The sequence below is a fragment of the Xanthomonas arboricola genome (assembly GCF_003353015.1).
Taxonomy (GTDB): Bacteria; Pseudomonadota; Gammaproteobacteria; order Xanthomonadales; family Xanthomonadaceae; genus Xanthomonas; species Xanthomonas arboricola_E.
Genome location: NZ_QREM01000009.1, coordinates 958,569 through 971,816 on the forward strand (window position 1 = coordinate 958,569; position 13,248 = coordinate 971,816).

7 protein-coding genes are annotated in these 13,248 nt (G+C 65.5%); 6 read left to right on the forward strand and 1 reads right to left on the reverse strand.

Annotated features, from left to right (window positions below):
* The first annotated feature begins 32 nt into the window (after positions 1 to 32).
* Complete coding sequence (bioA, locus tag C0541_RS14805; protein WP_115049451.1) at positions 33 to 1,451, forward strand: adenosylmethionine--8-amino-7-oxononanoate transaminase; 1,419 nt, start codon at positions 33 to 35, stop codon at positions 1,449 to 1,451.
* Complete coding sequence (locus C0541_RS14810) at positions 1,442 to 2,176, forward strand: 16S rRNA (uracil(1498)-N(3))-methyltransferase (protein ID WP_115049453.1); 735 nt, start codon at positions 1,442 to 1,444, stop codon at positions 2,174 to 2,176. Before bioA ends, C0541_RS14810 begins: the two co-directional genes overlap by 10 nt.
* A 955-nt stretch (positions 2,177 to 3,131) precedes the next feature.
* Here the strand turns inward: C0541_RS14810 and glk are convergent.
* Positions 3,132 to 4,130, reverse strand: coding sequence for a glucokinase (glk, locus tag C0541_RS14815; protein WP_193725947.1), 999 nt, complete (start codon positions 4,128 to 4,130; stop codon positions 3,132 to 3,134).
* A 716-nt stretch (positions 4,131 to 4,846) separates the two neighbouring features.
* On the opposite strand from glk, the gene C0541_RS14820 reads away from it, so the two are divergent.
* From C0541_RS14820 to C0541_RS14835, 4 genes are all read left to right on the forward strand, one after another.
* Complete coding sequence (locus C0541_RS14820) at positions 4,847 to 7,540, forward strand: TonB-dependent receptor (RefSeq protein WP_115049456.1); 2,694 nt, start codon at positions 4,847 to 4,849, stop codon at positions 7,538 to 7,540.
* Between the two features lie 208 nt (positions 7,541 to 7,748).
* On the forward strand, positions 7,749 to 9,428 hold the full coding sequence (locus C0541_RS14825) for an alpha-L-fucosidase (RefSeq protein WP_115049458.1): 1,680 nt from the start codon (positions 7,749 to 7,751) through the stop codon (positions 9,426 to 9,428).
* Positions 9,429 to 9,442: 14 nt separating this feature from the next.
* The gene (locus C0541_RS14830) at positions 9,443 to 10,498 is read left to right on the forward strand and encodes a glycosyl hydrolase family 18 protein (RefSeq protein WP_115049460.1); all 1,056 of its coding nucleotides are present in this window, start codon (positions 9,443 to 9,445) and stop codon (positions 10,496 to 10,498) included.
* A gap of 249 nt (positions 10,499 to 10,747) precedes the next feature.
* Positions 10,748 to 13,237 carry a family 20 glycosylhydrolase gene (locus C0541_RS14835; RefSeq protein ID WP_238601332.1) on the forward strand — a complete coding sequence of 830 codons (2,490 nt, stop codon included), beginning with the start codon at positions 10,748 to 10,750 and terminating at the stop codon, positions 13,235 to 13,237.
* Positions 13,238 to 13,248: the final 11 nt, after the last annotated feature.

A 13,248-nucleotide genomic window follows, 5' to 3' on the forward strand; every position in this document is an offset into this window, starting at 1 on the left:
GCAGCGGCGGAGCCGACCGATAGAATAGGCGTATGCATCGACATGTTCATGAGCCCGAAATCCTAGCAGACCCGGCAGCCTCCCAAGCTGACGAACATTGGCGGCAACGCGATCTTCAGGTGCTGTGGCACCCCTGTACGCAGATGCGCGAGCACCCGCACACACTTCCGCTGGTGCCGATCGCGCGTGGCGATGGTGCGTGGCTGATCGGCCACGACGGCCGCCACTACCTGGACGCGGTCAGCAGTTGGTGGACCAACCTGTTCGGCCATAGCGAACCGCGCATCGGCGCGGCCATCGCACGCCAGGCTGGCGAACTGGAGCAGGTGATGCTGGCCGGCTTCACCCATGCGCCCGCCGTGCAGCTGGCCGAGCGCCTGCTGGCGATCGCGCCGCGCCAGGCCGGCCGTGCGCCGTTGTCCAAGGTGTTCTATGCCGACAACGGTTCGGCCGGCGTGGAGGTGGCCTTGAAGATGGCCTTCCATTACTTCCACAACCGCGGCGAGCAGCGCCGCACGCGTTTCGTCGCGCTGGAAAACGGCTACCACGGCGAGACCATCGGCGCGCTGTCGGTCGGCGACATTCCGTTGTATCGGCGCGTGTATGCGCCGCTGCTGCTGGAGTCGATCTTTGCGCCCTCGCCCGATGCCTACCTGGCCGAGCCTGGGCAGAGCGCGGAAGACTACGCACTGCAGGCGGCCAACGCGCTGCAGGCGGTGTTCGAACGATCGCCCGGGGAAATCTGCGCACTGATCCTGGAGCCGCGCGTGCAGTGCGCCGGCGGCATGCGCATGTATCACCCGGCCTACCTGCGCCGCGCGCGCGAACTGTGCGATGCGCATGGCGTATTCCTGATCGCCGACGAGATCGCCACCGGCTTCGGCCGCACCGGCAGCCTGTTCGCCTGCGAACAGGCCGGGGTCATGCCCGACCTGTTGTGCCTGTCCAAGGGGCTGACCGGCGGATTCCTGCCGTTGTCGGCAGTGCTGGCCACGCAGCAGGTGTACGACGCGTTCCTGGACGATTCGCGCGAGCGTGCGTTCCTGCATTCGCATAGCTACACCGGCAATCCGCTGGCCTGCGCCGCCGCGCTGGCGACCCTGCAGATCTTTGCAGAGGACGACGTGATTGCGCGCAACCAGCGCACCGCCGCGCAGATGAGCGCGCTCGCTGCGCAGGTCGGCGACCACCCTGCAGTGGCGGATGTGCGCCAGGCCGGGATGATCGTGGCCTTCGAGCTCACGCAAGGAGGCGACAAGCGCACACCGTTCCCGTCTGCGGCACGGGTGGGCCTGAAGGCCTATCGCGCCGCGCTGGACAAGGGCGTGGTGCTGCGCCCACTGGGCGACGTGCTGTACTGGATGCCGCCATATTGCGTGGACGAGGCGCAACTTGCGCTGCTGGCGGCGACCACCCGCCACGCCATCGAAGAGGCCGTTGCATGCGCCTGACCCGTTCCCATGTGGCATTGCCGCTGCACTGCGACCAGGAGCTGACATTGCCGGAAACGTCGGCCAATCACCTGCTGCGCGTGCTGCGACTGCGCGAGGGCGATGCCTGCATCCTGTTCAATGGCGACGGCAGCGACTACCACGCGCGCATCACCCTGGCCAGCAAACGCGAGGCGCGCGCAGTGGTGGAACGCGTCGAACCGCTGCGTAACGAGTCGCCGTTGTCGATCACCCTGATCCAGGGCATCGCGCGCGGTGAGAAGATGGACCTGATCCTGCAGAAAGCCACCGAGCTGGGGGTGACGGCGGTGGTGCCGGTCAACGCCGAGCGCACCGAGGTCAAGCTGGATCCGCTGCGCATGGAAAAACGCCTGGCGCACTGGCGCAGCGTGGTGGTATCGGCCTGCGAGCAATCCGGGCGTGCACGCATTCCCACGGTCGCGGCGCCGCATGGTCTGCAGGAGGCGGCCCAGGCCAGCGATCCGCAGGCGCTGCGACTGACGCTGGACCCACACGGCGAGCATCGCCTGGGCAGCCTGGAGATGGGCGCGCAGCCGCATGTGATCGTGGCGATCGGTCCGGAAGGCGGCTGGTCGCCGCGCGATCGCGCCACCCTCGCCGAGGCCGGTTTCAGCGGCCTGCAGTTGGGGCCACGCATCCTGCGTACCGAAACCGCGGGGCTGGCGGCGATTGCGGCGCTGCAGTCGCGGTTCGGCGATGTGTAAGGCGCGCTCGTCGTAGGAGCGCACCTGGGCGCGACGGGGGCGTTATCGGCACTGCCCCGTCGCGCCCGGGTGCGCTCCTACGGGGGTGTGTGGAGATTTGATCGGCGCCGTGTTGCCGGCTGCGCGCTTGCAGCGACTGGCANCCGGGTGCGCTCCTACGGGGGTGTGTGGAGATTTGATCGGCGCCGTGTTGCCGGCTGCGCGCTTGCAGCGACTGGCACGTCCACTGCGCGCCGGCCTGACACCTGCGCCGACTCGTAGGAGCGCACCTGGGCGCGACGGGGCGTTATCGGCACTGCCCCGTCGCGCCCGGGTGCGCTCCTACGGGGGTGTGTGGAGATTTGATCGGCGCCGTGTTGCCGGCTGCGCGCTTGCAGCGACTGGCANGACACCTGCGCCGACTCGTAGGAGCGCACCTGGGCGCGACAGGGCGTTATCGGCACTGCCTCGTCGCGCCCGGGTGCGCTCCTACGCGGGTGTGTGGGATTGATTGGCGTCGTGTTGTCGGTTGCGCGTTCGCAGCGACTGGCCGGTTCACTGCGCGCCCGGCCCGACACCTGCGCCGACTCGTAGGAGCGCACCTGGGCGCGACGGGGCGTTATCGGCACTGCCCCGTCGCGCCCGGGTGCGCTCCTACCGGGTGTGTGGAGATTTGATCGGCGTCGTGTTGGCGGCTGCGCGTTCGCAGCGACTGGCACGTCCACTGCGCGCCCGGCCCGACACCTGCGCCGACTCGTAGNCGGGTGTGTGGAGATTTGATCGGCGTCGTGTTGGCGGCTGCGCGTTCGCAGCGACTGGCACGTCCACTGCGCGCCCGGCCCGACACCTGCGCCGACTCGTAGGAGCGCACCTGGGCGCGACGGGGGGGGTTATCGGCACTGCCCTGTCGCGCCCGGGTGCGCTCCTACGGGGATATGGGGTTGCCGGCTTGCTGCAACTGGCGATGCGCGGGCGCTCAACGGCCGTGCTGCAGGAACCAGCTGGCCGCGCCGATCACACCGAGCTGGCCGTGCTCGACGATGCTGACCGGCACCTGCTCCAGCGCCGGGCGTAATGCACCCTTGTCGAGCAAACGTGCGACGAAATCGCTTGCGGCCACGAACTCGGCGATCTGCGGCAGGAACCCACCCGCCAGATAGACGCCGCTGCGCACGCTGTAGAGCAGCATCATGTCGCCGACCACGCTGCCCATGAAACCGCAGAACGCCTGCAGCGCATCGTGCGCCAGCACGTCCTGGCCAGCCAGTGCGGCGGCGGTGACAGCGGCCGGGCTGGCGTGCTGTGCCGGCACGCCACGCAGCGCAGCCAGTGCCGTGTAGAGGTTCAACAAGCCCGGGCCGGAAAGCAGACGTTCGGTAGCCACATGCGTGCGCGAGCGCCGCAACTCCTGCAGCAGGGCCACCTCCAGATCGCTGGCTGGCGCGAGCGCGGCGTGGCCGGCTTCGGTGGGCAACACCACCGGGTTGCCGCCATTGGGAATCCACAACGCCGCGCCCAGCCCGGTGCCTGGGCCCAGGATCAGCGCCGGACCCGGTGCGCCCTGCGGCGGGCCAGACAGCTGCATGACCTGGTTGGCGGTCATGTAGCTGGCCGCATGCGCCACCGCTTCGAAATCGTTGACCAGATGCAGCGCCTGCATGCCGAGCTGGCGGCGGATCTGCTCCGGCGCCAGCACCCACGGCAAGTTGGCGGTGATCACACTGCCGTCTTCCAGCGCATACCCGGCGCTGGCAATGATGCCGCGCTGCACCGGCGCGCAACCCAGCTCCGCAAAGAACGCGGCCATGATCTCGGCCAGGCCCGGATAATCGGCGCAGCGGTACTTGCGATAGTCCAGCACCGTGACCGGCTGGCGTGGATCCACGCTTTCGCACACCAGCGCCAGGCGCACATGCGTCCCCCCCACGTCCGCGGCAACGAAGGTGTCGGGGCGCGGAAAGGCCACCGCTTCCATTGGACTGCTTGCGCTCACGCATTCTCCTGATAAGTGGCCGCGGGCTGGCGTCATGCCCGTTGTCCGACGAACGGTAACGGGGTAGACAACGTTGTCAGTAATCGCCTTGTAACGCAACCGTGGCGATCACGATTTAAACAGGATGCCGCCAATTTCATCATCCCCTAAAAATCGGCGCCGGCAGCAATGATTTCAGCACAAAGCGTCGCCCACCTCCTTCAAGTGCACGATTCCCCATAGAAACCGCCGATCGCAATCCAGGAACCCCATCGACGCGCCGCGCAGCCGTATCGGCGCAGTGCGCAGCCTCACCCAAAAATGCTGCATTGCAGCGCAATCGCAGCAGCTTCAGAGATCTGTGACGATGTGTTGACAACGCTGTCAACGCTACGCGAGACTCGATCCAAATCGGGGTTCTGGCAGGAGGGGCCATGGACTGTTCGGTACTCAGGAACGGGCTACTCCCTCGCCGGCGCATTCCAGATCCGTGAGCGCACATCACTCGATGTTCGACTCGCTGAAGTCGCACCCGCTGCACCGCTTCACCACACGGGGGACACCTCCTCTACCACGCGAATCACCTGGACCCGCCTCTTGCGACGCGTACCAGTGCGATCACCGCGATCGGTCAGGGCGTGTTGTTTTGCCGGCCACGCCGAGCGCGTGACGCCTTCCAGAGGCGGCGCGCTCACAGCACTAACCAACGAGGTTTAGCCATGCACAGCCGCACCACGACGTTAGCACTCTGTATCACCGCCGCTCTGTACTGCTCCGGCTCTGCAATGGCTGCCGGACAAGACCAACAGGCTACTGCCGCCACACCGTCGGCGACCACCGAGCTGGATACCGTCACCGTCACCGGCTACCGCGCATCGCTGGAGAAGAGCCAGGCCGTCAAGCGCTCGGCCAACTCGATCGTCGATGCCATCAGCGCCGAAGACATCGGCAAGTTCCCGGACATCAACGCCGCCGAATCGCTGTCGCACCTGCCGGGCATCAGCGTCGATCGCCAGTTCGGCGAAGGCGAGAAGGTCAGCATCAACGGCACCGACCCGGCCTTGAACCGCGTGTTGCTCAATGGCCAGACCATCGCCTCGGGCGATTGGGGCGGCAACCCGACCGACACCAGCGGCCGTACCTTCAATTACACCCTGCTGTCGCCGGAAATCATCGGCCTGATGGAGGTCTACAAGACCCCCGAGGCACGCATCGACGAAGGCTCGATCGGCGGCACCGTGATCGTGCACACCCGCAAGCCGCTGGACCTGCCCAAGAACACCATCCGCGGCTCGGTCGGCTACAACTACAACGACCGTTCGGAAGAAGGCAATCCGCGCGGTTCGGCGCTGTGGAGCTGGAAGAACGACGACGAGACCTTCGGTGCGTTGATCTCGGCCACGCATGACAAGCAGGACCTGGCGCGTGCCGGTATCGAGTACTTCGGCTACACCACTGGCGCCAACATTCCGCCGACCGCCACCATCACCGGCGACGGCAGCGATGTGGCTACCGCTCGCGTGCCCGCCGGCATCAACAGCGCGTTCTTCCAGCAGACCCGCGAGCGCAGCGGCCTGCAGGGGGCGTTGCAGTGGAAGCCGAACGAGCAGAACGAGTTCAACCTCACCGGCCTGTACATCAAGGGCAAGTACAACAACTTCAGCCAGTCGCGTTACATGTGTCCTGCGTGCGGGTCGCCGGCTGCCGATGGCTCCGGAGATAGCATCAACAACCTGAGGCTGGTGACGCAGGCCAATGTCCAGAATGGCGTCATCACCTCGGCAACCGTGTCCGATGGCGGACTGGCGCAGCCGTATGCACAGTTGGACGCAAACTATCGCGAGAGCACCGTCACCACCAAGAGCCTGAACCTGCGTCACGACTGGTCCGGCGAGAAGTGGGTGTTCACCACTCAGGTTGGTGATACCAAGGCCACCGGCGGCAAGAACCCCGAATACCTGATGAAGTTCCTGCTACAGGAGGGGGGCTACAACTTTGCCTACAATGGCAACAGCACGGCCGTCAATTACGAGAACGGAGGCGTTGCGAACTGGACCCTGGCTGGCTCGCCGGCCGGGCTTCCTGCGGGCTCACAGGATGGCAGCGCAGTACAGGCCGGCGGCATCCTGTATCAACAGAGCACCGATGAAGAAAAATACTTCCAGTGGGACGCTGCACGCGATCTGGAATGGGGCCCATTCACCAAACTGCAATTCGGCTACAAGTACATCAACCACAACAATGGCGTGGCCGCACGCAGCAATCGCATCAATACGACAGATCCGGTCTCGCTGACGCAGTTCAGCCCTGGCAGCACGCCGAGCAGTCTGTATGACGGGCTGGGTGCCAGTGGTGACCTGACAACTTGGTCCACTGCGAATCTGGGCGCTGTGCGTAACTATCTGCTTTCACAGCCGCAAGGACCGTTCCGCACCGACTTCGGCTCGTCCTTCGACGTGAAGGAGATCACGCAGAATTTCTACACCCAGTTGAATTACGAAACCGGCAAGTGGCGCGGTAACGTAGGCGTCCGCTTGGTCGACACCACCGACAAGTCACTGTACTGGCAGAGTCCCGATGCTGGCACCAACTTCAGCCGTGTGGCCGAGACCAACGACTATCGCAAGGCACTGCCGAGCTTCAACATCGCCTACGACATCACCGACGACGCCGTACTGCGCTTTTCTGCAGCCAAGGTCATTGCGCGTCCGCGGTATGGCGACCTCGCAGGGACCTTTACCATCAATAGCAACAATGGCAACCTGACCGCCGGTGGTGGCAATCCGGATCTGAAGCCTTACGAATCCACCAACTACGATCTGGCGGCCGAGTGGTATTTCGCGCCCTCCAGCATGCTGTCCGGTGAGGTGTTCTATCGCGACATCAGCTCCTACATTGTCAACACCACGAGCGTCCGTCAGCTCACCGATCCGGTTAGCGGCGTTACTGACCTGTATCTGGTGACGTCGCCGATCAACGTCTCCGATGCCAAGGTCAAGGGTGTGGCGGTCAACTACCAACAGACCTTTGGTCTGGGCTTTGGCCTGCAGGCCAACTACACGTTTGCCGAATCCGATTCCAGCTCCGGCCTGAACCTGCCGTACCTGTCGCGCGATACCTATAACGTGATTCCGTACTGGGAACACGGCGACTGGACGGTGCGCGTGAACTACAGCTACCGCTCCAAGTACTTCACCCAGATCGGTCGCTTGTCGTCGGAAGATTTTGCAGATGCCTACAAGCAGCTGGACCTGACCGCCTCGTATCAGATCACCGACTATATGGGCATCACTTTCGGCGCCACCAACCTGCTCGACTCTACCTACCGTCTCTTCAGCAACACCCGCGATACCCCCACGGCGTTCTACAAGAACGGCCGCGGTTATCAGGCCCAGCTGAACTTCAAGTTCTGATGTAGCACCGGCGCGCCACCGACCCTCCACGGTGGCGCGCTTTTTTTTGAGCGGTGCGTTGCATGCAGCGCACAGCTCGATGCTGTACCAAGCAGTGGTACTGGCCACGCCCCTTCGCGGTTGAGGGAGCATGGCCAGGCCCGCTTTTGCCATCCACGTGCCGGCTGCGCTGCAACCGACATGTCCCGCTTGAAGGAGTGCAGTTCCCATGACGACCGATAGCCGCCCCGCGGCTCCATCCCGCCGCCACGCCGGAGCTGTACCCAGAACGCGAATGCTCGCGCTCGGTCTGCTGCTTGCGCTGCCGGCCGCCACGCTCAGCGCGCAATCGCCCACCGCGCCGACCGCCACCACGCTCAGCCCCGAACAGATCGACCAGCAGTGGCTCAGCGCCACCTCCAAATACGCACCCGAGCGCGAGCGGCTGGTGCGCGAAGCCGAACAGGGCGCGCGCAAGGGCCCGTTCCGCCCTGACTGGGCCGCGCTCAAGGCCTATCAATCGCCGGCGTGGTACGACAACGCCAAGTTCGGCATCTTCATCCATTGGGGCGTGTTCTCGGTGCCGGCGTTCGGCAGCGAGTGGTATTCGCGCAACATGTATCTGCAAGGCTCCAAGGAATTCGCCCATCACGTGGCGACCTATGGCCCGCAGGCGAGCTCCGGCTACAAGGACCTGATTCCCAAGTTCACCGCGCCCAAGTTCGACCCCGATGGCTGGGCCAAACTGTTCCGGCAATCCGGCGCGCGCTATGTGGTGCCGGTGGCCGAGCACCATGACGGTTTCGCACTGTACGACTCCAAGTTGTCGGACTGGACTGCGGTCAAGATGGGACCCAGGCGCGATCTGCTGGGCGAATTGTCCAAGTCGATTCGTGCGCAGGGGCTGCACTTCGGCTTGTCCTCGCATCGTGCCGAGCACAACTGGTTCTTCGATGGCGGGCGTAAATTCGATTCGGACGTCAACGACCCGCGCTATGCAGCGCTGTACGGCCCGGCGCAGGTGCGTCTGCCGGGCAAGGACGATGCCGATGTCAACAACGACTGGACGCCGGTATCGCAGGCCTGGCTGGACGACTGGTTGGCACGCACCACCGAGCTGATCGATACCTATCAGCCGGACCTGATCTATTTCGACTGGTGGATCGCCCACCCCACCTTCCGCAGCAGCCTGCCGACCATGCTGGCCTACTACTACAACCAGGGCGCGGCGCGCACCGAAGCCGATCGCGGCGTGGTGGTGAACTACAAGCTGGGCGCGTTCCCGGAAGGCGCCGGCACGCTGGATATCGAGCGTGGCCAGCTGACCGGCATCCATCCCACCCACTGGCAGACCGATACCTCGGTCAGCAATGCGTCGTGGGGCTACATCGAGAACGACACCTACAAGTCGCCGACCTTCATCATCCACATGCTGGCCGACGTGGTGGCCAAGAACGGCAACCTGATGCTCAACATCGGCCCGCGTGCCGATGGCTCGATCCCCGACACCGAGCGCGGCATCCTGCTGGCGATCGGCAAGTGGCTCAAGACCAACGGCGGCGCGATCTACGACAGCAAGCCGTGGCGCGTGTACGGCGAAGGCCCGACCGAGGTGGTGGGCGGCACCTTCCAGGACATCAAGACCAAGCCGTATACGGCCGAAGATTTTCGCTTCACCACGCGTGATGGCGCGCTGTATGCGATCGAGCTCGGCTGGCCGGCCGGCGGCGAGGCGGTGATCCGCTCGCTCAACGCCGCCGATGGCGTACGCGGCGTGACGCTGCTGGCCAACGGCAAAAAGATCCCGTTCGAACAACGCGCCGACGGCCTGCACCTGCGCTTGCCGGTCAAGCCGGTCGGCGAGAGCGCTTACGTGTTCCGCATCGACCTTTCCTCCCCTACTCCCTGACGGATGCTGTTTTCATGAGCAAGCGATTGACCTGGATCCTGCTGGCGCTGGCGCTGCTGTGCGCGCCGGCCCTGGCCAAAACCCCCACCGCGTTGTTCTATCTGATGAACACGCAGAAATCGACCAACTCGTTCCTGGCCAATGTCGACAAGATCGACGTGGTGGTGCCGACCTGGTATGGCGTCGACCAGAACGGCCTGGTCAACGGCACACCCAACATGTACCTGTACGACATCGCCAAGCAGAAGAAGCTGCGGGTGATGCCGATCCTGTCGATGACCACCGGGCGCGACGGCTTCCACAAGCTGATGCACGACGAAGCCGCCAAGAAGCGCATGATCGAATCGCTGCTGATCCACGGCAAGCAGCACAAGTACTACGGCTTCCAGTTCGATTTCGAGAACATCGCCTGGACCGACCGCGACGCCTACACGCTGATGGTCAAGCAGACCGCCGATGCGCTGCACAAGGCCGGCTTCAAGATGTCGGTGGCGGTGGTGCCCAATGCCCCGGGCCATGCCGAAGGCGGCCAGTTCTCCAAGTGGATGTGGGAATACTGGCGTGGTGCGTACGACCTCAAGGCGCTGGGCCAGGCGGCGGATCTGGTCAGCATCATGACCTACGACCAGCACACCCGCTGGACCACGCCGGGCCCGGTCGACGGCATGGTGTGGATGAAGAAGCACCTGGACTACGCCATCACCCAGGTGCCGAAGGACAAGCTCTCGCTCGGCATCGCCACCTACGGCTACCGCTGGTACACCGGCAACCCGGTCAAGGAAGACGGCACCGAAGCGTCGAACATCTCCGCCACCTACATCGATGCCGACGAATCCTTCCCGCTGGCGATCGAGCAGAACGCTACCGTGCAGTGGGATCCGGTCGAGCAGGAATCGTGGTTCTACTTCTACCGCGACGACATGCGCGAGTGGGTGTTCCGCCCGGACGCACGCAGCTTCAAGGCACGCTACGAGCTGGTCAAGCAGTACGGCCTGGAAGGTTTCAGCTGCTGGGTGCTGGGTGCCGAAGACCCGAAGGTGTGGGACGAATTGCCGACTGCGCAACGCTAAGCACGCGATCGCACTGCTGCGCGACATGACGGGCGCGGTCGGTGTCTGCATCGGGCTGGATGCACTGCAAGCCGATGCGGTCACTGACCGCGCCCGTCCTGCGACGAACGACGCGGACACGCGGTCGTTGCAGGCCACCACACACCGCGCACCCCGGCGAAGCGTGCGCCAGTCCCTGCGCCATCCGGCACGGCTTTGCTACTGTGCGTGGCTGCCGTGTTTCCCCCCGCCTTACCGGGATGTGATTGCATGATGTCGAACTCCGCACCGAACCTGCGCTCATCGCCATCCGCGTCGCCGTTGCCGCGCCGCCTGTCGTTGCGGCTGCCGTCATCGCCGGGACGTTGCTCGCGCCTGCTTGCGGTGGCGTTCGCGGCAATGCTGTCGGCAGGGTGTGGCCAACCCGATACGGCGACCGCGCCGGCTGCGGACCATCCCCGCAGCACCTCGACATTGCCTGCGACCACCGCACCGCTGCCGCTGATTCCCGCCCCGGTCGAAGCCAGGCGCGGCACTGGCAGCTTCCGCGTCGGCACCGGCACGGTGATCTCCATCCCCACCGGCAATGCCGAGGTGCGCCGCAGCGCCGAGTCGCTGGCCAGCCTGCTGCAACGCACCCGTGGCCTGACCCTGGAAGTGCGCACCGAAACCACGGCGTCACCGCACAGCATCCGCCTGGAGCGCACACCGCAGGCACCGGTGGCGCACAAGGAGGGCTATAGCCTGGACGTGGATGGCGACGGCATCCGCATTGCCGCGCGCGATGGCGCCGGCCTGTTCTATGGCGCGATCAGCGCCTGGCAACTGATGACGCCGGACGCGCGCAAGGGCGAGGTCGCCGTGCCGGCGGTGGCGATCCGCGACTGGCCGCGCTTTGGCTGGCGCGGCCAGCATCTGGATGTGGCCCGCCACTTCCACGACGTGGACACCGTCAAGCATGTGCTGGACGCGATGGCCGCGCACAAGCTCAATGTGCTGCACTGGCATCTCACCGACGACCAGGGCTGGCGCATCGAGATCAAGCGTTATCCCAAGCTTACCGAGGTCGGTGCCTGGCGCACCCCGCCTGGCGCCGGCCGGCACGGCACACCCGAGCGTTACGGCGGTTTCTATACGCAGGAACAGATCAGCGAGATCGTTGCCTACGCCGCGCGCCTGCACATCACCGTGCTGCCCGAGCTGGACATGCCCGGGCATGCGCAGGCTGCGGTGGCGGCGTATCCGGAAGAGGTTGGCGTGCCCGGCCAGCGCACCCAGGTCGGCGTGGACTGGGGCGTCAATCCGTATCTGTTCAACACCAGCGAGCGCAGCCTGAGGTTCATCACCAATGTGCTGGATGAAGTGCTGACGTTGTTCCCGTCGGCGTATATCCACATCGGTGGCGACGAGGCGGTCAAGGATCAATGGGAAGCCTCGCCTGCGGTACGCGCGCAGATGCGCAAGCTCGGGGTCAAGGACGCGCATGCGATGCAGGGCTGGTTCAACGAACAGCTGGCGGCCTACCTCACCCAGCACGGCCGGCGCATGATCGGCTGGGATGAAATTCTGGAAGGCGGCGTACCGCAGAGTGCGTCGGTGATGTCGTGGCGTGGCACCGAAGGTGCGGTGACCGCAGCCAGGCAAGGCCACGACGTGGTGCTGGCACCGGGCGACTGGCTGTATCTGGACAATCTGCAGACAACCCGCAGCGACGAGCCCAACGGCCGCCTGACGATCCTGCCGTTGTCCAAGGTCTACGCCTTCGACCCGGTGCCAGGTGAACTCAGCGCCGAGCAGGCCAGGCATGTCCTCGGCGCGCAAGGCGCGTTGTGGTCCGAATACATTCCCTCCAGGTGGCATATCGACCACGCGCTGTTCCCGCGGCTGTCCGCGGTGGCCGAAGTCACCTGGTCGCCTGCCGCTGCACGCAACTGGAAGGATTTCCTGGCGCGCCTGCCGGCGCAGCTGCAGCGCTACAAGGCGCTGGGCATCGACTACAGCGACGGCGCCTTCGCCGCCGATATCGCACTGGAAGGCGGCCCCAACCCGGTGCTGGCCGGTGGCCCGGCCAAGGTGGCGTTGAGCACGCAGACCGGCGCAGGCGCGCTGCACTACACCACCGATGGCAGCGATCCCACGCCGGCATCGCCGCGCTACAAGGCCCCGTTCGCGATCCAGCTGCCGACCACGGTCAAGGCCGCCGCCTTCGATGCCGGCGGCACCGCGCTGGCGGCCACGCGCAGCCGCAGCGTCGATCGCGCCTCGCTGTTGCGCGTGGACACCCAGGGCCTGCGCGATTGCGTGCAGACCGGTGCGCTGGGCCTGCGCCTGCCGTTGCTGCCGGAACTGACCGGCGCCGACACGCCGGTCTACAACGTCGACCTGTTCCATGCCTGCCGTCTCTACCCGCAGGCGCGCCTGGATGGCATCGGCGCGATCCGCATCGAGGCCGCACGCCTGCCGAACAACTTCGGCCTGGCGCACGAGCAATCCAAGGTGGTGCAGTACCCGGCCAAGACGCGCCGCGGCGAGCTGGAAGTGCGCCTGGGCTGCGAGGGCGAGCTGATCGCCAGCCTGCAATTGCCCGACAGCGCCGCCCTGGGCGAACAGTTCACGCTGGAAACTGCACTGCCTGCACGCACCGGCGTCCACGATCTGTGCCTGCGCTTCACCGCGCCGATTCGCGGCCCGCTGTATGCCATCGGCGCCGTCCAGTTGATTGAAACCACCGCGCAGGCGCCCCCCGCCGCCACGCGCTGATCCATCCAAGG

Excerpts from the sequence above, each read along its gene's own strand:
- bioA (WP_115049451.1), top strand. The coding sequence starts at position 33 with ATGCATCGACATGTTCATGAGCCCGAAATCCTAGCAGACCCGGCAGCC.
- C0541_RS14810 (WP_115049453.1), top strand. The coding sequence starts at position 1,442 with ATGCGCCTGACCCGTTCCCATGTGGCATTGCCGCTGCACTGCGACCAG.
- glk (WP_193725947.1), bottom strand. The coding sequence starts at position 4,130 with ATGGAAGCGGTGGCCTTTCCGCGCCCCGACACCTTCGTTGCCGCGGAC.
- C0541_RS14820 (WP_115049456.1), top strand. The coding sequence starts at position 4,847 with ATGCACAGCCGCACCACGACGTTAGCACTCTGTATCACCGCCGCTCTG.
- C0541_RS14825 (WP_115049458.1), top strand. The coding sequence starts at position 7,749 with ATGACGACCGATAGCCGCCCCGCGGCTCCATCCCGCCGCCACGCCGGA.
- C0541_RS14830 (WP_115049460.1), top strand. The coding sequence starts at position 9,443 with ATGAGCAAGCGATTGACCTGGATCCTGCTGGCGCTGGCGCTGCTGTGC.
- C0541_RS14835 (WP_238601332.1), top strand. The coding sequence starts at position 10,748 with ATGATGTCGAACTCCGCACCGAACCTGCGCTCATCGCCATCCGCGTCG.